At 45.2% G+C, this 20,682-nt stretch carries 16 protein-coding genes; 12 read left to right on the top strand and 4 right to left on the bottom strand.

Translation table 11 applies throughout. The features are described from left to right. Nucleotides 1-124: 124 nt before the first annotated feature. The 7 genes from HB664_RS02090 to HB664_RS02060 all read left to right on the top strand — a co-directional run bounded on the left by HB664_RS02090 (nucleotide 125) and on the right by HB664_RS02060 (nucleotide 10,111). Nucleotides 125-967: a TnsA endonuclease N-terminal domain-containing protein gene (locus tag HB664_RS02090; protein WP_071922810.1), complete on the top strand. Its 843-nt coding sequence runs from the start codon at nucleotides 125-127 to the stop codon at nucleotides 965-967. Then, entirely contained in the window at nucleotides 954-3,077 is a 2,124-nt protein-coding gene (locus tag HB664_RS02085; RefSeq protein ID WP_032653909.1) for a transposase, read from the top strand. The genes HB664_RS02090 and HB664_RS02085 overlap by 14 nt, the downstream gene beginning before the upstream one ends. Next, nucleotides 3,077-4,525, top strand: a complete 1,449-nt coding sequence (locus HB664_RS02080) for an ATP-binding protein (protein WP_032653906.1) — start codon at nucleotides 3,077-3,079, stop codon at nucleotides 4,523-4,525. The genes HB664_RS02085 and HB664_RS02080 overlap by 1 nt, the downstream gene beginning before the upstream one ends. 41 nt (nucleotides 4,526-4,566) lie before the next feature. Beyond that, nucleotides 4,567-6,123 (top strand): TnsD family Tn7-like transposition protein, encoded by a 1,557-nt coding sequence (locus HB664_RS02075; RefSeq protein ID WP_032653903.1) that lies wholly within the window; start codon nucleotides 4,567-4,569, stop codon nucleotides 6,121-6,123. Between the two features lie 11 nt (nucleotides 6,124-6,134). Then, nucleotides 6,135-7,061 (top strand): hypothetical protein, encoded by a 927-nt coding sequence (locus HB664_RS02070; protein ID WP_032653901.1) that lies wholly within the window; start codon nucleotides 6,135-6,137, stop codon nucleotides 7,059-7,061. 362 nt (nucleotides 7,062-7,423) lie between these two features. Then, nucleotides 7,424-7,723, top strand: coding sequence for a helix-turn-helix domain-containing protein (locus HB664_RS02065; protein WP_001097217.1), 300 nt, complete (start codon nucleotides 7,424-7,426; stop codon nucleotides 7,721-7,723). 561 nt (nucleotides 7,724-8,284) lie between these two features. Then, entirely contained in the window at nucleotides 8,285-10,111 is a 1,827-nt protein-coding gene (locus HB664_RS02060) for an AAA family ATPase (RefSeq protein ID WP_032653897.1), read from the top strand. Between the two features lie 165 nt (nucleotides 10,112-10,276). Here HB664_RS02060 and HB664_RS02055 read toward each other — a convergent pair whose 3' ends face one another. The 4 genes from HB664_RS02055 to silR all read right to left on the bottom strand — a co-directional run bounded on the left by HB664_RS02055 (nucleotide 10,277) and on the right by silR (nucleotide 13,603). Beyond that, entirely contained in the window at nucleotides 10,277-10,627 is a 351-nt protein-coding gene (locus tag HB664_RS02055) for a DUF305 domain-containing protein (protein ID WP_032653894.1), read from the bottom strand. Nucleotides 10,628-10,774: 147 nt separating this feature from the next. Beyond that, nucleotides 10,775-11,206, bottom strand: coding sequence for a silver-binding protein SilE (gene silE, locus HB664_RS02050; protein WP_032653890.1), 432 nt, complete (start codon nucleotides 11,204-11,206; stop codon nucleotides 10,775-10,777). Between the two features lie 248 nt (nucleotides 11,207-11,454). Then, a complete protein-coding gene (silS, locus tag HB664_RS02045) occupies nucleotides 11,455-12,930 on the bottom strand; it encodes a copper/silver sensor histidine kinase SilS (RefSeq protein WP_032653887.1) in 1,476 nt (491 codons plus the stop codon). Next, nucleotides 12,923-13,603, bottom strand: coding sequence for a copper/silver response regulator transcription factor SilR (gene silR / locus HB664_RS02040; RefSeq protein ID WP_000697969.1), 681 nt, complete (start codon nucleotides 13,601-13,603; stop codon nucleotides 12,923-12,925). The genes silS and silR overlap by 8 nt, the downstream gene beginning before the upstream one ends. Nucleotides 13,604-13,792: 189 nt before the next feature. On the opposite strand from silR, the gene silC reads away from it, so the two are divergent. The 5 genes from silC to HB664_RS02015 all read left to right on the top strand — a co-directional run bounded on the left by silC (nucleotide 13,793) and on the right by HB664_RS02015 (nucleotide 20,650). Further along, nucleotides 13,793-15,178 carry a Cu(+)/Ag(+) efflux RND transporter outer membrane channel SilC gene (silC, locus tag HB664_RS02035; RefSeq protein ID WP_032653885.1) on the top strand — a complete coding sequence of 462 codons (1,386 nt, stop codon included), beginning with the start codon at nucleotides 13,793-13,795 and terminating at the stop codon, nucleotides 15,176-15,178. A 29-nt stretch (nucleotides 15,179-15,207) separates the two neighbouring features. Then, nucleotides 15,208-15,561 carry a cation efflux system protein CusF gene (gene cusF, locus HB664_RS02030; protein ID WP_032653882.1) on the top strand — a complete coding sequence of 118 codons (354 nt, stop codon included), beginning with the start codon at nucleotides 15,208-15,210 and terminating at the stop codon, nucleotides 15,559-15,561. Nucleotides 15,562-15,673: 112 nt separating this feature from the next. Next, nucleotides 15,674-16,966 (top strand): Cu(+)/Ag(+) efflux RND transporter periplasmic adaptor subunit SilB, encoded by a 1,293-nt coding sequence (gene silB / locus HB664_RS02025; protein WP_032653879.1) that lies wholly within the window; start codon nucleotides 15,674-15,676, stop codon nucleotides 16,964-16,966. Nucleotides 16,967-16,976: 10 nt separating this feature from the next. Then, on the top strand, nucleotides 16,977-20,123 hold the full coding sequence (silA, locus tag HB664_RS02020) for a Cu(+)/Ag(+) efflux RND transporter permease subunit SilA (protein WP_032653876.1): 3,147 nt from the start codon (nucleotides 16,977-16,979) through the stop codon (nucleotides 20,121-20,123). Nucleotides 20,124-20,209: 86 nt separating this feature from the next. Then, nucleotides 20,210-20,650: a DUF411 domain-containing protein gene (locus tag HB664_RS02015; RefSeq protein WP_000758228.1), complete on the top strand. Its 441-nt coding sequence runs from the start codon at nucleotides 20,210-20,212 to the stop codon at nucleotides 20,648-20,650. Nucleotides 20,651-20,682: the final 32 nt, after the last annotated feature.

The following is a 20,682-nucleotide window of genomic DNA, read 5'->3' as shown; positions in this document are numbered from 1 at the left end:
AAAGTTGTAACCATTCTCAAAAAACGACGCTAATGTTGTATACTTACTCTATGTGTGGTTATAGGGTTGGAGACTATAAAATGCACATATAGGTACGTATCAATGACGTTTTGTGGGTACGATCATGGCTAGGGGCAGGCGTCTAAAATCCTATCTGGATTATGAAAATGCGCTAGGTGACGGCATAGGGTTGGGCTACGGACAAAGTTATCAACCCTGGCTTAGAGCCCAGGACGTTAGATCCCATGGAAACCGTTCGATAGTCTTTGGCCTCAAGACGTTTCGGAACCACCATTTCTTTTCTTCTGTCGAAAGTAACTTTTTCTACCTGGCTGAGTTTAATGACTCGGTGATCGATATCCGCGAACAATTCCCACTCATACCCCTACTGCTGACCCAACAGATAGCCAATCACTTACATGTGCAGCATCCGCTTGTTAGGGGAGTCAGAGGTGTACCAGCCGATGTCCTGAATGTTATGACAACTGATTTCTTGCTGACCTTGAGAACTCCTGAAGGCGGACTTCGATACAAAGCTATAGCAGTAAAACAAAACGAGTGCATACCTAAACGCGAAGCCCAAAAGCTTGAAATAGAGAGAATGTTTTGGCAGTTGATTGATGTTGAGTTTCAAATTTATGTTGGCTCGGAACTCAATAACGTCGTCGGTAAAAATATTTGTTGGGCTACTTCTGTATTAAGAGATGGCTCTGAATTTTATGATAAATATCCTCTTGGTAAAATCCTATGGAAGCTTAAACCAGATGTTTATCCCATAGTGGGACTACGCGCAATGATTTCATCAATCATTGGGGTAGATGCACAAGAAGCGATGATGTTATTGCAGGCAATGATTGGATTAAAGATGATAAATGTTGATTTATCATATCCAATACTCGAAACCGGACTGATAAAGATAATTTCCAATGGCCACTATATAGGACTGAACGCAAATGGATATTATTAGAAATTCAGTCTGGCTCTCTCAAGGCACTGATTTGCTTGCAGAGGGGCTTTATCGTGTTTTGGATTTTGACAGAAAGGTCGATTTGTTAATTTTATTTAAAATAAAATCAGAAAGAACTGGTAAGCCAATTCCTTTCTCATTTTCACTGTTTAAATATTATATTGAATCAAATAGCATAACTTGTAAAGATTATATCTACCCTTCATATATGTTAGTAGATGAGAAAGAAATAACAGATGAAGACAGGGTAAGGCGAGATGAAAATTACAATATCATTAAAGATCTTGTAGATGACAGAATGTTTCTGTTCGACTATGCATTACATAAAAAGTCTCACCTTTTAATGGATTACTCCCGGAATAAAAAAATATCACAATATACTATCAGAACGCTTCTGGCGTTGTACTGGCGACATGGACAGGATATTTATGCATTGCTACCCGCATTCTCGAACTGTGGTGCCGCTGGGAAAAGTAGAATCAAACATGAAATTAAACTTGGGAATTCCAAGAAAAACAGGGCATTACCTAATGAACGTTCACGTGTTTTCATTCTTAATGAAAGAGATATAAATAATATTAGAAAATCCCTCATTACGTATCATTATAAAGTTAACGGAGATACGATAAAGAAAACATTAGAGAGACATATTGATTTGTATTTTAGGGATGAAATTAAAACAGCAAACCTAGAAAATAGAGCTCCATATGTTCCTTCTTTAAAACAATTTTCCTACTGGAATAAAAAACTCTTCACTAAAGATTTCTCTATAAATAAGAAGAACACGAAAAAAGAAATAGACCTCAAAATGCGGGCGCTTTTAGGTAGTGTGGCTAATACAACTGTTTTACCGGGTGATGTTTTCGAAATAGACTCAACTGTCGCTGATGTACATCTTATTTCCAGTTTAAACAGACGAAAAGTCATTGGGCGTCCTACTATCTATACAGTGGTGGATCGCGCAACAAGAATGATTGTTGGCCTTCATGTTTCTTTATACCATGCTTCATGGCGAGCCGCCCGACAAGCGTTAGCAAATTGCTTTATGCCAAAAAAAGAATATTGTAGATTATTTGGAATCTCTATTACTGATGATGATTGGCCTTGTTCTCATATTCCATTAACATTGATGTGTGACAACGGGGAGATGATTGGTCTTAAACCTCAGGAAAAGATGACCCCCCTGACAAAACTTGAGTTTGCGCCAGTCGGTAGAGGCGACAGAAAAAGCATTGTTGAACGCTGTTTCGGTATTCTAAATGATGAAGTTATTCATAGGCTTATTGGAACAACACGAAGGGGAAAGATTGTTAAAGGAGAGCCAACACCGCAATCCAGGGCTTGTTTAACGATTCAGGAGGTCACTTCTTTACTGATTCGGGAGATACTTGCACATAATCAGAGAACATATGAAGAACTGGCTTATATCAATCCCTTACTGATTGAAAATGATCTCGTAATATCACCAAAAAATAGTTGGATGATAAGCTTAAAGCACGGGAGATTCAGCGCAAGAGCCGTTGGGGCCGACGAAGTGATCGCACGATTATTGATCCCTGTGAACGCTAACATTACCGCCGGTGGGATTCAGTACAATAATCTTTTTTATGAATGTGATCCAGACATTGCATCAGGTGCCAGAGTATTTGGAAGAACCACTTGTGAAGCAAGAATAGATGACAATTGTGTAGATTTTATATATGTAAGATTTGACAAAAATAGCATTTTCAAAAAACATTATCTACTTAAGAAAAGAGATATATTTAAAGGGAAAGCTCATCTTGATACAGATGTAATGGCTGATTGGGTAGATACTCAAAAAGAAATTAATTTATTTACTCTGGATTCACTCAGCAATATCAATAATAAAGATGAATTTAACAGAAAAGGTAATGAAAGATTAAATGAAATATACGAATCTCGCCGGATACATGGTAAAGATATTAAAAAGAACAGGAAAAATGAACTTGATTCATTAGGGCGAACTGATGTTGCTAATGGAAGACCTGAACCCCTACTTCCTTCATCCAGTAATGTTCTGCTTTTGCCTGGCCGGGAGGAGAAACAAAGATGGTTAAAAGGTAAGAAGAAGACTGAGGACGCAGAATAATGAACCTTATACGGAGCGTTTCAGCGATATATAAAGAACAGGAGTTACCTGAGTATCGTGGCAATCCCTTAATTGAAGCACTTCCTGAAGCGCTTACGGAAGATGAAGTACTTCTGGAAATGAGTTATTTCCCCGAAATTGACGAAAAAATCCGCTGGACCGCCCCGGCGAATGTTAGAGAGCAGTATGTCGAACGTATAAAGAAATTCCGTTGCCCACAAACCAATCTTATCCAGGCTTATAAAATGATTTTACGGGCACTTAGGGAAAGCTATGCAGCCCGTAATCCTTTAAAAAGCGGAACAATTCAATATCTTCATTACTATGGAACTGAGCGTCCTGATATTGAACCCGAAAGTGGATATTTTAAATCCCAGGCTGAAACTATTACGATAGTTGGAATGAGTGGTTCTGGAAAAACTACCATGATCGAGCAAGTCATGGATCATTTCCCTCAGATTATAGAACACAGCAGCTATAAAGGAGTTTTTCCCGGCTTCAGTAAGCAAATCGTATGGGTAAAGATTAATTGTCCATACAATTCAAGTGTGAGAGATCTTTGTGAAGAGATTTTACAAAAATTAGATGATGCAATTGGGATGGAACGAACTACACCAGAGATTAGAAATGGTGCTCTGGCTCGCCAGATTGCGCAAAGAATAAAATCATCATTTTTGGGTATTCTTGTTATTGATGAAATGCAGAGGCTTAAATTTTCAAGAACCGGGGGTGAGAGTAAGTTGATTGATTTTTTACATGAAATTGTAGATTCGATGGGGGTATCTATGGTTTTTTGTGGAAATCATCCTTTCGACGAGACTCTGACAAAGAGAATGAGAATTGCCAGACGGGCAGAGTCTGGTGGTTATATGAAAATTACAAACGTCAGATACGACTCACAAGACTGGCAATCGTTTATTCATTATTTATGGCCATTACAATGGACAAATGTTGAAACTCCATTAAATGATGAGTTAAACGAAAAATTATTCATTTTATCTAAGGGCAACATTGGATTGGCTCAGATGATTTATCGGGGGGCACAATTAAAGGTTATCGGTAGCGGTAATGAAATCATAACTGGTGCAGTCTTGTCGGCCTCTGTACCGGTACTCGTAAGTCATACGGAGGAATATAAGGATACTTTACTCCCGGGGGCAGCGACTGAAGACGAAGAAGCTAAATGGCTCTCTGCATCTAATGAAGGTGATGCTTCGGCTAAGTTCATGACAGATAAGACCTTAAAAGCTTTGATCCCTGGGGATATAGACAGGCCACAGCACAAGGAATTCGTAAGAAAAATAGACGAGGTTATGCGCAATTTCGACGAGAAAATACTGTCTCTTGACCATGATCTTGTTATCACCAGAACAGCTGAAAAGAAAAATTCCTACGATGCTCTTCAGCGTTGCGGGCTTATAAATACAGATCCACTTAATAAATTGTAATGAGGTCAACAGTTCGTAACGGTCAAAGAGAGGTGGGGTAAATGATAATGTTACCTGTTTTACCTGATGAATCCTTGTTCAGCCGGTTTTGTCGGACAGCTACCGTGAACGGTATGTCCCCATCTTCTCTGTTAACGATCATTTTCCACAAACCTGATATTAGCGTCCATCCAATTCTCAATTCAGGATTAAAGGCTATTTCTCTTCATACATCCGAAAGTGCAGATCAGCTCTGGCATGAACAGACTTTACTCCCTCTGTTTGCCTGGGCACTACCAATCAGTCGTAATGAAATTATAGATTTCAACACGACCCCTGCCAGGCTTAATAGATTGTGCCGCCTTAGTAATTTTTCACTGGGACAGCGGACACTATTGAAGTTTTGCCCGGTTTGCGCTCGTGAAGATACTTTTCATTATGGTGTAACTTATTGGCATCTGGCGCATCAACTTCATGGGGTTACAACCTGCCATCGGCACCCAGTAGCGCTTGAAAGCATCAATGTCCCTTCTGCACCGCACATACGCATTGGACTTATGCCTCCTGTTTCGTATACAGAACAACTTAGCAATGAGACAGACTTCGATTTTGCTAAATTTTGTTATGAGTCCATTAATATAATCAGAAGAAAAGATATTGCTCATCCCAATTACATGGATGTGCTTAAAAATTTGAATTTATTATCACTGGATGGGCATCTAAAGAAAAATTTATTCTACGCACATGTTTATGCTAAGTGCCAGTTATTTGGAGAGGGTTCATCGGAGCTTCTACCGACATCCCTTACTGATTATCACTACTGGGAGCCTATACTCAAAGATAAATGTTGTCAGCATCCCACAAAGCACCTTTTGCTTTGTTATTGTTTGTTAAATACTTGCTGGCCAACGTATGCAGGAAGTCGTCCTAATAAAAAGAATGAAATCTTTAAAAGTCATAAGGAATACAGCTTTCATATGGCTGGAAATAATACTAGCGTTAGCAACCTTGGGAGGGAATTTAATCGCAGCAGATGTTACATTAAAACACTTATTTATAAAAAATACCTGAGGGCGTTTAAGCGAAACACAAAAATTAATATATTCACTGAATTGCTTATCAAATCTATGGCTTTAAGGGGGTTTAGTCTGGCATCCATAGCTGAGAAAAACTCATTATCGCAAGGAACTGTATCCTCTGTAATTTCATCTTGTTACGGTTTATGCTCATGGCGTAAAAAATGTAAAAAAGATTCTTTAAGACGGCGCCATAAGCAGAAGATATTAAGATTTATACATAATCAATCCGGTTCTATAACGCGAAAGTTAGTCAAGGAAAGTTGTTATGCTAGTTTCTATTGGCTAAATAAACATGAAAATGACTGGCTTAATTCCTGTCTTCCTAAAGCAGTACGATGCTATAGAAATAAAAGAGTAGACTGGAGCGAGAGAGATATAATCTCATCATCATTAATAAATGATGTTTTATCTCAGGGGCAATACCCGATGTCACTTACAAGCCTGGATGCTTTACTGGGGGGGCATAACTGGCTTTTGAAATACAGAGATAAACTACCAATGACAATGACACTTCTCAGGAAAAATAATCTAATTAAATAAGAGGGAGTAATATGGTTTACGAAAATGAATTGTGGCACAGTTTTCTTCTGCGTTCACAGATAATGTATAACTTATCCAATTGCAGAAACATAATATCTAAGCATGGTGAACTAAGGTACGATGCCTTTCCTCGGCTCGAACTGATTGATATGTACAAATTGCATAGTTTGCAGGATATATATGACATTCTTGCTACAAGAAATGGTTATATACTAACTTCCAATATAGTGTCGTTATCTTCTGGTGTTTACGGGTATTTCAACGCTGTTGAAGATGCCTGTCGAAATAATCTACACATAACTAATTCATATCCATTGGTAAACATCTCAAAGATTCGTTACTGCCATAAATGTATTATTGAAGATATATACTCTAAAGGCATTGGTTATCTTCGTCATAGATGGTTGTTTGAATCTAGATGTGCAGCTCATAGTACCTGTTTATATGAGGTTTGTTTTGATAACTATTTGGATGCAGTGAAAGGACTTAGTGACTTAATTATAAGTGGAATTAATCCTCATGGTTATTGTTCCCTTGTGGTTGACATTTCAAATCCTTTCAAAATTCCAGTGTATTTATTGCCCTGTGCCAGGGATAAAATTTTAAAATGGATTTCTGACAATAAAAGTGAGCTAGTTTACTTTCTCTTTGACCTCTTTAAATGTAAATCGCATTCTAGTTTATTAAAGGTTATTGAAGTCAGGATAATGCATGGTAGTTATATTTCTGCGGTGTTCAGGATATTGAGTGAGGTTAATTTTTGTAATTTCAACTCATTTATTACAGATTTATTTGAGGACGTAAGTTATGCCTCTGTTGGACTTGATGATTATTCTGTTAATGTGGATTTCCTCAGGCTAAGAGCCGTAGATTGTAAATTTTGCCAGTTCAATGGTAAAAATTTTTGCTCACTTTTTAATGTAAAGTTTCTTCGCTAATTTTTACTCCATTTATAAATTACTAAGAAAGCTAATAAGATAGGGTTATATATTTTGACTGGGGCGGTAATAATTTATCACTTCCCGAGTATCCCTGGGGGTTACCACCTGAGTATGATGCCGGTTAGCAACAACGTCTAAAAGACCTACGATCACGATAAATGTCACTGGGTCACCCTCAAGCAAAGGGGGTAGGGGGGCTAGATACCAGTACTGCTTACTCAACACGGCCTTGTTTTTGAAAGATGTCGCATCTTGGCAAGAAGCGTTTTACAGCCTATAGTCTGTTAATGAGTATTACAGCTTATATGCTGTAAATCCATGCGTTGTGCTTGTTAACCCGTCGATACGGATGGTCACTTATGAACACTCAATACGCTTTGAAGACCTTGAATCAGTTGCGTCCTGTTTTAATCGGCTTTCGCAAAGCCAATGGACTGACGCAAAGAGATGTTTCTGAACGTTTGGGTGTAACACAGCAAACTTATGCCCGACTGGAGGCCAACCCTGCAAGTGTGGGTTTTGAGCGTTTGTTTAGGGTGTTCAGCGTCCTTGGGGTGGAGATCGTACTTTCATCCAGGGAACCATTGTCAGATGCAAAGCCCGAATACGGAGCTTTGCACAATGATTCTTCACTTCCAGCCAGGCGGGAGAAATGGTGACGCCATACGCTTCCCGGTCTAATTATCTGCAGCAATATTAACCCCTTAGCGGCCTGAAGTATCAGGCTGCTATGAAGCCTTTCGTTTCTTCTGTTATGTTAACTACACCAGTTTGAGCTATTTCAGTCAACCTTAAATTATCTCTTCACTCTTAAATGAAAATTTTATGTCGATCACATTATCGATGAATTTAGGAAATAATCCGTAATGAAAATCTATCTTCCTTTAAATTCATCAATGTCCGTACGACATAATTCACATCAAAGAATGTGTATTATTATCATTTAAGTCATAAAAGCCATGAGTCAGTTCCGAAAAATATAATGAGCATTGAAATTATTACCCATCATTCTGGATTTTTAACTTTGTCATGTATCCAACCACAAGTTGGCTTCCGGTGTTTTGAGGAGCATTAAAGTTCAGAAAGCGCGACCAGATCATAATCCAGAAATGTCGTTAAGATATTCTCAATAACGGTTATCCCTGCATGTTGGCAGGCATTTGAAAATATATTTTGTATTCAGGTTGCAGCAAAACGCTTTCTTACACACAGGACTTCATATGCGGCTCAAAAAATTAAAACTGAAAAACTTCAGAGGCTACAGAAGCTCTACTGAAATCATTATTGATGAAGGCATGACGGGCATTGTTGGTCGTAATGACTTTGGGAAATCAACGCTTCTGGAAGCGCTGGCTATTTTTTTTGAAACAGAAGGAATGAAGGCTGACAAGAATGACATGAACTGTTTCAGCCTGAGAGAAGGGGAGGGCCGTTTTGAAATAGCCTGTGAATTCGATGATCTGCCCGACTTTATCATGATAGACGACAGGGTGCAGACCACGCTCGCCTCAGAACATCTGCTGAATGAAGATGGCAATTTTGAAATCGTCAAAACGTTTAAAGCAACGACCTCAGGAAAACCGGAGCAGACCTGCATCCGCTGCATCCACCCGGATGAGGAGCCCCTGAGAAATTTACTGGGCATGAAAATTTCCGAACTCAAGGCGGTGGGAAAAGAAGTTGAGAAAAATGTGGCGGATAAACGCACTGCATCGTTATGGCGTCAGGCCATCAGGGAAGCCGCCGCTCCCTATACCTGTTCGGAAATGTTGCTGGATGTCGATAAAGAGTTTGGAACCGACACAAAATCATTATGGGGTAAGATCCTCGATTTGCTGCCCACGTATGCGATTTTCAAAGCCGACAGGGAAAGCAGCGACGGGGATTCCGAAGCTAAAAACCCCTTACAGCAGGCCGTAAAAGACGCTCAGGCTGCGCTGCAGGACAAAATTACAGCGCTGGAAAATGAGATCCAGGACAGCGTACTGGATGTCGCACAGAGAACGCTGGATAAATTACGTGAAATGGCCCCCGAACTCGCCAGCGAACTGACTCCACGATTTAAGGAGAAACCCAAGTGGACCTTCAATTTCACCCTGGATGGGGAAAATGGCATCCCCATCAATAAGCGCGGCAGCGGGATAAGGAGGCTTATCCTGTTGAATTTTTTCCGGGCTGAGGCTGAAAAGAATGTCGCGGGGACGCCCAGAAATGTGATTTATGCCATAGAGGAGCCTGAAACGTCACAGCATCCGAACTATCAGATGATGCTGATGAAAGCGTTACTGGCACTGGCAGGCCAGCCGCACCGTCAGATTATCGTCACCACCCATGTCCCGGCGCTTGCCGGATTGATCCCTGTCGAAGGCGTACGTTATGTCACCCGAAATGAGGCGGGTGAACCCGCAGTAAAAATGCCGGATGACGCTGTGCTGAAGGAAGCCACTGAAAGCCTGGGGGTGCTGCCAGAGACCGGTATGGAAAGGGCGCAGGGGATAGTTCTGGTAGAGGGAAAGTCGGATGTCACTTTCCTGAGGCATGCGGCCAGTTCATTAAAACAGTCAGGTATGTTGCCAGCCTCTCTGGAGGACGTGAAAATAGTGCCAGTCCTCATAGGAGGGTGTGGCAGCGTCAAACACTGGGTTACATTGAATCTGGCCAACGATCTGGGGCTTCCCTGGTGCGTATTTCTGGACTCCGATATTGGAGGAGACCCCGCACAGGTTCTGTCCATTCAGAAACGTAAAAAAGAAGTGGAGGATGCCGGTAAGGTATTCTTCGCCACGCGCAAACGTGAAATAGAGAACTATCTCTGCCCGGATCTGATCGAAGAAATGACCGGTGTAGTCGTCACGTTTACGGACACCTGTGATGCTAAAAAAATAATTGGACGGGCGGTGGGAATGAAACCCGATAATGTGCTTGATAAATTCTGGCCCCGGATGACAGCGGAAAGAATCATCTCAAGATCAACCTATCATGACGGAACGCAGGAGAGAAGCGAGCTGGTTGAGATCCTGAGCGACATTGTATCCATGACGAGATAATGTATTAAATAAGCATCTCAGGTGCATATACTCCGGTCCTCAACAAAGGACCGGAGTACAGAGTAGTAAAACCCGAAATTAATCGGGCTTTAATTATTCAACGTTTAACAGGCTCCCTGCCCGGAAGTTGTGTTAAATACGTTTAACGAAGCGGTTTTACAAACTTTATTTATGACTGCCAAGCCATTTATTCATCTGCTCGATTTCACCTTTCTGAGCTTTTATGATGTCCTGTGCAAGCTTTCTCATTTCGGGATCTTTACCGTATTTGAGCTCGGTCTCAGCCATTGCTATTGCACCTTCGTGGTGAGCGATCATACCTTTTGCAAAGGCCTTGTCAGGATTGGGCTCATTAACGGCGGCCATCATTTTGTCATGCATGTCTTTCATGCCCGACATATATTCCTGTGACGATGTCGACGAGTGCATATCTGACATTTTCATTTCCGAATGTTCTGCGGAAATGGCTGGCAGGGATAAGATTAATATAACAAACAAGGAGCTTTTGATTTTCATATAATAAATCCTTTTCAGGTAGGTACCGGTTAATTGTAGCTAAGTCAGATAAAAAAGCCCCCTGATGGGGGCAAAAAAGTAGCAACATATCCGGTTAAGGAATAATCTATCAAGGAAAGGGTAAAAGCACGGATACTACAATCGCATTCAGCCTGCATTGATCATGTGGCGGTGCGCTTCGGCCATGGCCTCATGTGGGCCGGACTGACCGTTATTCATGAATTCATGGGCAACCGCTGCTCTTTCATGCTCATCCATCGCTGCGTAAGACGTTGACGAGACGGTCGTGGATACAGTGTTATTTCCCATCATCTTTTGATGACTTTCCACCATTTTCTGGTGCGCATCCGCCGATCCGTTCGTCATGGTTTCATGAGCAATTATGGCCTGTTCATGCTGATCCATACCGTTCATACTGGGGGCGGAACCCTGAATCCCTACATAAGCAGCAGCAGACTGCATCTGGTGAGCAGGAGCCTGTGCATTGTTGACGCGCTCATGGATATTCACGGATTCCGTGGCCCACGCTGACGAAATTAAGCCAAGACCTAACACTGATGCTAAGACGATATTTTTCATTGTAACTCTCCAGTAATTAATTAGTGATGTCCGGGAATGGAGAGCTGCATCTCCCGTTGCATAACAGCAAAGGCTCGGCAGTTCTTATTTCTCCGGAAGTTGGCTGGATATTCATTTCCTGGCGTACTCTGACGCCGGGTATTGATGAAGCAATCCAGCCTTCCTGATAAGTTGCACTAATTATATCGAATGGCTTCTGTTTGCTGCATGACAGGCTAATGACATCTTTGTCATTTAATTCTTTATTCTCAGTGTTGGGGACCCGGAATCATTTTCTCCAGTCTGGGTACGGATAAAATAAAACGCGTCGAGCGTTCATCCGATTCCACATGCACTCTTCCGTGATGTGCTTCCACGATTGACTTCACAATCGCAAGACCGATGCCGCTGCCTTCTCCTTTTCGTTGTCTGGCCGGATCCACCCGATAAAAACGGTCAAAGAGCCTTGATAAATGCTCTTCAGGGATTGGTTTCCCCGGATTTTCAATCACAAGGTCAAAAAAGCTCTCCTGCTCTCTTATTGAGACGGTGATTGCCTGTCCCTCCGGGGTATAACGCAGGGCATTGGATAACAGATTATTAATCGCTCTTCTGAACATTTGTGGATCTCCCTCAACCAGGCAGGGCATCCCGTTAAATTTGAGCGTGATATTGCGTTCTTCGGCCCAGGCTTCGAAAAACTCGAAGACTTTCAAAACTTCCGCTCTAAGGTCAAACATGACCCTGTCAGGTATCAGCTGATTATTATCTGCCTGTGCCAGGAACAGCATATCGCTGACCATTTTGGTCATCCGGTTATATTCTTCAAGACTGGAATAGAGGACATCCTCAAGTTCCCTCTGTGTTCGATCCTGACTCAGTGCGATTTCAGTCTGCGTCACCAGATTGGTGATGGGCGTTCTGATCTCGTGCGCGATATCGGCAGAGAAATTGGCCTGGCGGGTAAAGACATCCTCAATCTTTTCGATCATATGATTGAAGGAGATAACCAGCTGCTCCAGCTCTATGGGAACGCGTGTCGGTTCGAGTCGCGCATCAAGATTCTCAGAGGTGATGTTTTTAATGGCATTGCTGACATTACGAAGCGGCAGATGTCCCTGGCGGACGGCGATTCGAATAATAAGAACAATCAGCAGGCTTATCACGACAGCAATCGCAATCAGATTTTTTTTCAGCGCATCGAGGTAGTGGAGATGGAAATTAATGGAGAGGCCGACCAGCATGACATATTGCTGCTGTTTACCCTGAAATATCACCTGACCAGAGGAAGCGATAATCCTGTATGTTTCCATCTTCATTTCGGACCCGGTATCCATAGGTCTTGCAGGATCCTCCACCGTCCAGAGAAAGACATCCCGTGCGCGGCAATGCTCGCTAAAATCTGCTGTTCTCACGGCCGGTCGTAGTGCTGCCCCCTGCGCTGAACTAAAGAGCACTTCCCCCCTGGGGTTGAGGAGCAAAAGGGCAACGTTGCGGTAGCTGGCAATCGATTCCTTTATTTTACTTACTTTTTTTTCATCCGGAACTGTTGGGGACTGGAGTATACGGCTCAGAGTGGTGCTGATTTGCTGGAGATCGCTGACATCCTGCTCGGCAAAATGATTTTCAACAGAATGCAGCATAAACCAGGTGAAAGCGATAAAAGCCAGTATCGTGGACAGGCTGATAAAAAAGGTCAGCCGCAGAGCGAGTGAAAAAGGGCGCCTGGAAGGTTTGCTATGCATCCGGGACCTCCAGCATATAGCCCACGCCGCGGACTGTCTGGATCAGCTTTGTCCCGTAATCGTTATCTATTTTAGCGCGGAGTCGCTTTACGGCGACATCAATCGCGTTAGTGTCGCTGTCAAAATTCATGTCCCAGACCTGAGAGGCAATCAGGGAGCGGGGAAGAACCTCTCCCTGATGGCGAATGAAAAATTCCAGCAGGCTGAACTCTTTACTGGTGAGCACAATGCGGTTTCCGGCGCGACTGACTTTTCTGGATACGAGATCAATAGAGAGGTCAGCCACCTTAAACTGGCTTTCCGTGATCATCGTGTTTCCCCGCCTCAGAAGAGTTCTCACCCGAGCGAGCAGTTCGGCAAACGCAAAGGGTTTAACCAGATAATCGTCCGCACCCAGCTCCAGTCCTTTGACCCTGTGTTCGATCGTGCCCAGGGCCGTCAGCAGTAAGACCGGCATACCCTTTCCGGCAGTGCGGAGCATGCGGATGATATCCCAGCCGTTCACATCAGGCAGCATGATATCCAGAATGACTAAATCATACTCCGCGGTCATGGCGAGATGATATCCGGTAAGACCATTATCAGCGTGATCCACTACGAACCCTGCTTCTGTAAGCCCTTTGCTGAGATATTCACCTGTTTTAATTTCGTCTTCGACGATCAATATTTTCATCTTGCTCCCCGGCTGGCTGCTAATGTCATTCTATTGCGCCCACGATCGTTATCAACGGATTACAGCAAAAATGACAACATTGTCATTATCCTGTCACCCGGCAAACAGAGAGCGTTCGGTAAAGTATCCCTATCAATAATCTGGACTTCATTTGAACCATTTATCAGGTCTGCCTGGACGAGAAGCGTTATGTTCAAATTAAAATTACTCAGCATCAGCACGATATTCATCCTGGCCGGTTGTGTCTCTCTGGCACCTGAATATCAGCGCCCGGCAGCACCGATACCCCAGCAGTTTTCACTGTCCCGAAACAGCCTGACGCCAGCTGTGAATGGTTATCAGGATACGGGCTGGCGTAACTTTTTTGTCGATCCCCAGGTTACACGGTTGATTACTGAAGCTCTGAACAATAACCGTGATTTGAGGATGGCTGCTCTGAAGGTTGAAGAGGCCCGGGCCCAGTTCAACGTCACGGATGCAGATCGTTATCCCCAGTTGAATGCCTCATCCGGGATCACATACAGCGGTGGTCTGAAAGGCGACAAGCCGACCACACAAGAGTACGACGCGGGTCTGGAGCTCAGCTATGAGCTCGATTTTTTCGGCAAACTTAAGAACATGAGTGACGCTGATCGCCAGAACTACTTTGCCAGCGAAGAAGCCCGTCGGGCCGTACACATTCTGCTTGTCTCCAACGTTTCACAGAGCTATTTCAGCCAGCAACTGGCGTACGAACAACTCCGTATTGCGCGGGAAACGCTGAAAAATTATGAACAGTCTTATGCTTTCGTTGAGCAACAGCTGGTGACCGGGAGTACGAACGTTTTGGCACTTGAACAGGCCAGAGGACAAATCGAAAGTACCCGCGCCGAAATAGCCAAACGAGAAGGCGATCTGGCTCAGGCAAACAATGCCCTGCAACTGGTGCTGGGAACATACCGCACACCGCCGTCAGAAAAAGGGATGAAAGGCGGGGAGATCGCCCCAGTAAAATTGCCACCAAATCTGTCGTCACAAATTTTGCTGCAGCGTCCGGATATTATGGAAGCGGAATACCAGCTGAAAGCGGCTGATGCCAATATTGGCGCAGCGCGAGCGGCCTTTTTCCCGTCCATTACCCTGACAAGTGGTCTTTCCACAAGCAGTACGGAGCTGTCCAGCCTCTTTACGTCAGGAAGTGGAATGTGGAATTTTATTCCTAAAATTGAAATTCCTATTTTTAATGCTGGCAGGAACAAAGCCAATCTGAAGCTGGCTGAAATTCGCCAGAAACAGTCGGTGATTAATTACGAACAGAAAATTCAGTCAGCCTTTAAGGATGTTTCCGACACGCTTGCGCTGCGGTATAGCCTTAGCCAGCAACTTGAGGCACAGCAGCGTTATCTTGATTCACTTCAGATAACCCTCCAGCGTGCCAGAGGATTATATGCAAGTGGTGCTGTCAGTTACATTGAAGTACTGGATGCAGAGCGTTCCCTGTTCACGACGCAGCAAACCATCCTCGACCTTACCTATTCCCGACAGGTTAACGAAATTAATCTGTTCACTGCACTGGGTGGCGGTTGGGTAGAGTAAATTATATTCAACATATCAGGAAATTTAAAATGCGTAACTCACTTAAAGCTGTTTTATTTGGTGCTCTCTCTGTCATGTTTTCTGCCGGTCTTCATGCTGAAACACATCAGCATGGTGATATGAATGCTGCCAGTGATGCTTCGGCACAGCAGGTGATCAAGGGCACCGGTGTCGTTAAAGACATTGATATGAATAGTAAAAAGATCACCATTTCACATGAAGCAATTCCTGCGGTGGGCTGGCCTGCAATGACTATGCGCTTTACTTTTGTTAATGCAGACGATGCTATTAATGCCCTGAAAACAGGCAACCAAGTCGATTTCTCGTTTATTCAGCAAGGCAATATCTCCTTACTCAAAAGCATTAACGTGACGAAATCCTGATTGACATCCGGAGCGATTACATCCAGTACGCCTGAACATTCATTAAGAGATTTCTGTGAATGAATAATCGGGCGCATATGCCAGGTGTTTTGATTTTTCAGCGAGAAATTGTATGGCTTCTTTAAAGATAAAATATGCTGCAATAATTATCAGCAGCCTCATAGCAGGAGGGCTGATATCGGTTACTGCCTGGCAGTTTGTAAACTCATCACAAAAAACAGTACAAACAGAACAAAAGGCACCGGAGAAAAAGGTACTTTTCTGGTATGACCCGATGAAACCGGATACCAAATTTGATAAACCCGGAAAATCTCCCTTTATGGATATGGACCTGGTGCCAAAATATGCTGATGAAAGCGACGAGAAAAGCAATGGCGGGATCCGTATAGACCCAACGCAGGTTCAGAACCTGGGATTAAAAACGCAAAAAGTCACGCGCGGAATGCTGAATTATTCTCAGACGATCCCGGCGAATGTTAGTTACAACGAGTATCAGTTTGTCATTGTGCAGGCGCGCTCTGACGGTTTTGTCGAAAAAGTGTATCCACTGACGATTGGCGATCATGTGAAGAAAGGCACTCCGCTTATCGATATCACCATTCCTGAATGGGTTGAGGCACAAAGTGAATTCCTGCTGTTATCCGGTACAGGCGGTACGCCAACCCAGATAAAAGGGGTTCTGGAACGGCTTCGTCTGGCCGGTATGCCGGAAGAGGATATTCAAAGGCTGCGTTCAACCCGCACCATCCAGACCCGTTTCACCATTAAAGCACCTATTGATGGTGTAATTACTGCATTTGACCTGCGAACCGGCATGAATATTTCGAAAGATAAGGTGGTGGCTCAGATTCAGGGGATGGACCCGGTCTGGATCAGCGCTGCAGTGCCAGAATCTATCGCCTATCTGCTGAAAGATACGTCGCAGTTTGAAATTTCGGTACCGGCTTATCCGGATAAAACATTCCATGTCGAAAAATGGAACATTCTTCCCAGCGTGGATCAGACAACCCGTACGCTTCAGGTCCGTCTCCAGGTTTCTAATAAGGATGAGTTTCTCAAGCCGGGCATGAATGCCTACCTGAAACTAAATACCAAGAGCCAGGAGATGCTGCTGATACCAAGCCAGGCCGTTATCGATACCGGCAAGGAACAGCGCGTGATTACTGTTGATGATGAAGGCAAGTTTGTGCCGAAACAGATCCACGTTCTGCATGAATCACAGCAACAGTCCGGCATCGGCTCCGGTCTGAATGAAGGTGATACTGTGGTGGTCAGTGGCCTGTTCCTCATTGACTCCGAAGCCAATATTACGGGCGCCCTGGAACGTATGCGTCACCCTGAAAAAACAGAAAGCAGCATGCCAGCAATGTCTGACCAGCCTGTAACCATGCATTCAGGGCACTGAGGAGACGACGATGATTGAATGGATTATCCGGCGCTCTGTCGCCAACCGTTTCCTGGTCATGATGGGGGCCCTGTTTCTCAGCATCTGGGGTACATGGACGATTATTAACACGCCGGTCGATGCCTTGCCTGACCTGTCAGATGTGCAGGTTATTATTAAAACCAGCTATCCCGGCCAGGCCCCGCAGATTGTAGAAAACCAGGTCACCTATCCACTTACCACCACCATGCTGTCCGTACCTGGCGCAAAAACCGTGCGTGGTTTTTCACAGTTCGGGGATTCGTATGTGTATGTCATTTTTGAAGACGGCACCGATCTGTACTGGGCCCGTTCCCGCGTGCTGGAATATCTGAATCAGGTTCAGGGAAAACTGCCCGCCGGTGTGAGTTCTGAAATCGGTCCGGATGCCACGGGTGTGGGCTGGATTTTTGAATATGCCCTTGTCGATCGCAGCGGAAAACACGACCTTTCAGAACTGCGTTCTCTGCAGGACTGGTTCCTGAAATTTGAGCTGAAAACCATCCCGAACGTGGCTGAAGTAGCCTCGGTTGGCGGCGTGGTGAAGCAGTACCAGATTCAGGTGAACCCGTTAAAACTGTCCCAGTATGGTATCAGCCTGCCCGAAGTGAAACAGGCCCTTGAATCGTCTAACCAGGAAGCCGGTGGCTCGTCCGTTGAAATTGCGGAAGCGGAGTATATGGTCCGTGCCAGCGGTTATCTTCAGAGCATTGATGATTTCAATAACATTGTCCTTAAAACCGGCGAGAACGGCGTGCCGGTTTATCTGCGGGATGTTGCCCGCGTGCAGACTGGGCCGGAAATGCGTCGTGGCATTGCAGAACTTAACGGCCAGGGGGAAGTTGCTGGCGGCGTGGTGATCCTGCGGTCGGGTAAAAATGCGCGCGACGTTATCACTGCGGTCAAGGATAAACTGGACACGCTGAAGGCCAGCCTGCCGGAAGGCGTTGAAATCGTGACCACCTACGATCGCAGCCAGTTAATCGACCGGGCCATTGATAACCTCAGCTACAAACTCCTGGAAGAGTTTATCGTGGTGGCCATCGTCTGTGCCCTGTTCCTGTGGCACGTACGTTCAGCCCTGGTGGCAATTATCTCTCTGCCGCTTGGCCTGTGTATCGCCTTTATCGTTATGCACTTCCAGGGGCTGAACGCCAATATTATGTCACTGGGAGGGATAGCGATTGCCGTCGGAGCGATGGTGGATGCCGCCATTGTGATGATTGAAAATGCGCATAAACGGCTTGAAGAGTGGGATCATCAGCATCCGGGTGAGCAGATTGACAACGCAACCCGCTGGAAGGTCATTACCAACGCCTCCGTGGAAGTGGGACCTGCACTGTTTATCAGCCTGCTGATCATCACCCTGTCCTTTATTCCTATCTTTACCCTGGAAGGTCAGGAAGGACGTCTGTTTGGCCCGCTGGCATTCACGAAAACTTACTCCATGGCGGGCGCGGCCGCGCTGGCCATCATCGTCATTCCGATTTTGATGGGGTTCTGGATCCGGGGGAAAATTCCTGCCGAGACCAGTAACCCCCTGAACCGGGTGCTGATCAAAGCGTATCATCCATTGCTATTGCGGGTACTCCACTGGCCAAAAACAACCCTGCTGGTTGCGGCCTTGTCCATTTTCACCGTTATCTGGCCGCTGAGTCAGGTGGGCGGTGAGTTTCTGCCGAAGATCAATGAGGGCGACCTGCTGTATATGCCGTCAACATTGCCAGGCGTCTCTCCGGCAGAAGCTGCAGCGCTCCTGCAGACGACGGACAAGTTAATCAAAAGCGTTCCTGAAGTGGCCTCTGTATTTGGCAAGACCGGTAAAGCAGAGACTGCGACGGATTCCGCGCCGCTCGAAATGGTTGAAACCACGATCCAACTGAAGCCTGAAGATCAGTGGCGTCCAGGCATGACGATTGACAAGATTATTGAAGAACTCGACAGGACCGTCCGTTTACCGGGTCTGGCAAACCTCTGGGTGCCGCCAATCCGTAACCGTATTGATATGCTCTCAACCGGAATTAAAAGCCCGATAGGTATCAAAGTGTCCGGGACTGTTCTGTCGGATATCGATGCGACTGCGCAGAGTATCGAGGCGGTAGCCAAAACCGTGCCGGGCGTGGTATCTGCCCTGGCTGAGCGACTTGAGGGCGGGCGCTATATCGATATCGATATCAACCGGGAAAAAGCCTCCCGCTACGGAATGACGGTGGGCGATGTTCAGCTGTTCGTCTCATCAGCCATCGGCGGCGCGACGGTAGGGGAAACGGTTGAAGGTGTGGCCCGGTACCCGATTAATATCCGCTATCCGCAGGATTACCGGAACAGTCCAAATGCGTTGAAACAAATGCCGATCCTGACCCCGATGAAGCAGCAGATTACGCTGGGCGACGTCGCGGATATTAAGGTTGTTTCAGGGCCGACTATGCTGAAAACGGAAAATGCCCGTCCAGCCAGCTGGATTTACATTGACGCGCGCGGCAGGGATATGGTGTCGGTGGTTAATGACATTAAAACGGCGATCGGTCAGAAAGTGAAACTGAGACCGGGTACCAGCGTGTCATTCTCCGGACAGTTTGAACTGCTTGAGCATGCCAACAAGAAACTGAAGCTGATGGTGCCGATGACGGTGATGATCATCTTCATCCTGTTGTATCTGGCATTCCGCCGGGTTGATGAAGCCCTGCTGATCCTGATGAGCCTGCCGTTCGCCCTGGTTGGCGGGATATGGTTCCTGTACTGGCAGGGCTTCCATATGTCTGTTGCAACCGGAACCGGGTTTATCGCCCTGGCCGGGGTGGCAGCAGAGTTTGGCGTGGTCATGCTGATGTATCTGCGTCATGCCATTGAAGCGCACCCGGAATTGTCCCGTAAAGAGACGTTCACACCGGAGGGTCTTGATGAAGCCCTCTATCATGGTGCCGTATTGCGTGTCCGGCCGAAAGCCATGACCGTGGCGGTGATCATTGCGGGTCTGCTGCCAATACTCTGGGGAACCGGTGCAGGTTCAGAAGTCATGAGCCGTATCGCGGCACCCATGATTGGTGGGATGATCACGGCTCCGCTGCTGTCCCTGTTCATTATTCCTGCCGCCTACAAATTAATCTGGCTGCGCAGACATAAAAAAAGCGTGTCCTGAACCTGAAGGGGCACCCCCTGTGGGTGTCCTTCTGTACTGATTCACCCTGACGTCAGGGTTTATATCGATAATATACAGAGGTGAGTATGAAAAAAGTGGTTCTCATGGCGCTGGCTCTCGGCCTTTCACTTCCCGCGATGGCGAGTGAAAAAGTGATTGATATGTACAAATCTGAAAACTGTGGCTGCTGTTCCCTGTGGGGCAAGGCGATGGAAAAAGACGGGTTTGAAGTACGAACTCACGTAATGAATGATCAGGCGCTGTCAGCCCTGAAAGAAAAGCATGCTATTCCTGCAGGACTACGAAGTTGTCATACCGCGGTTGCCGGTAATTTGATCATTGAAGGCCATGTGCCTGCGACAACGATACATAAGGCAATGCAGTCTGGTTCGGGTATATACGGTCTCGCCACTCCCGGTATGCCAGCAGGAAGTCCTGGAATGGAGATGGGAGCCCGAAAAGAGGCTTACGATGTTATCGCATTCTCACCGGATGGAAGTAAAAAAGTCTTCCAGCGAATCGAATAGTCAGCGGAACGGCTGATAACGAGACGCCGGCA

It is taken from the genome of Enterobacter sp. DNB-S2 (assembly GCF_019443845.1).
GTDB classification, from domain to species: Bacteria; Pseudomonadota; Gammaproteobacteria; order Enterobacterales; family Enterobacteriaceae; genus Enterobacter; species Enterobacter asburiae_B.
Note: the sequence above shows the minus strand (reverse complement) of the source record. Positions and strands in the feature narration are given on the sequence as shown.

Bases quoted from the DNA above. Each gene is read 5' to 3' on its own strand.
- HB664_RS02090 (WP_071922810.1), top strand. From the start codon at position 125: ATGGCTAGGGGCAGGCGTCTAAAATCCTATCTGGATTATGAAAATGCG.
- HB664_RS02085 (WP_032653909.1), top strand. From the start codon at position 954: ATGGATATTATTAGAAATTCAGTCTGGCTCTCTCAAGGCACTGATTTG.
- HB664_RS02080 (WP_032653906.1), top strand. From the start codon at position 3,077: ATGAACCTTATACGGAGCGTTTCAGCGATATATAAAGAACAGGAGTTA.
- HB664_RS02075 (WP_032653903.1), top strand. From the start codon at position 4,567: ATGATAATGTTACCTGTTTTACCTGATGAATCCTTGTTCAGCCGGTTT.
- HB664_RS02070 (WP_032653901.1), top strand. From the start codon at position 6,135: ATGGTTTACGAAAATGAATTGTGGCACAGTTTTCTTCTGCGTTCACAG.
- HB664_RS02065 (WP_001097217.1), top strand. From the start codon at position 7,424: ATGAACACTCAATACGCTTTGAAGACCTTGAATCAGTTGCGTCCTGTT.
- HB664_RS02060 (WP_032653897.1), top strand. From the start codon at position 8,285: ATGCGGCTCAAAAAATTAAAACTGAAAAACTTCAGAGGCTACAGAAGC.
- HB664_RS02055 (WP_032653894.1), bottom strand. From the start codon at position 10,627: ATGAAAATCAAAAGCTCCTTGTTTGTTATATTAATCTTATCCCTGCCA.
- silE (WP_032653890.1), bottom strand. From the start codon at position 11,206: ATGAAAAATATCGTCTTAGCATCAGTGTTAGGTCTTGGCTTAATTTCG.
- silS (WP_032653887.1), bottom strand. From the start codon at position 12,930: ATGCATAGCAAACCTTCCAGGCGCCCTTTTTCACTCGCTCTGCGGCTG.
- silR (WP_000697969.1), bottom strand. From the start codon at position 13,603: ATGAAAATATTGATCGTCGAAGACGAAATTAAAACAGGTGAATATCTC.
- silC (WP_032653885.1), top strand. From the start codon at position 13,793: ATGTTCAAATTAAAATTACTCAGCATCAGCACGATATTCATCCTGGCC.
- cusF (WP_032653882.1), top strand. From the start codon at position 15,208: ATGCGTAACTCACTTAAAGCTGTTTTATTTGGTGCTCTCTCTGTCATG.
- silB (WP_032653879.1), top strand. From the start codon at position 15,674: ATGGCTTCTTTAAAGATAAAATATGCTGCAATAATTATCAGCAGCCTC.
- silA (WP_032653876.1), top strand. From the start codon at position 16,977: ATGATTGAATGGATTATCCGGCGCTCTGTCGCCAACCGTTTCCTGGTC.
- HB664_RS02015 (WP_000758228.1), top strand. From the start codon at position 20,210: ATGAAAAAAGTGGTTCTCATGGCGCTGGCTCTCGGCCTTTCACTTCCC.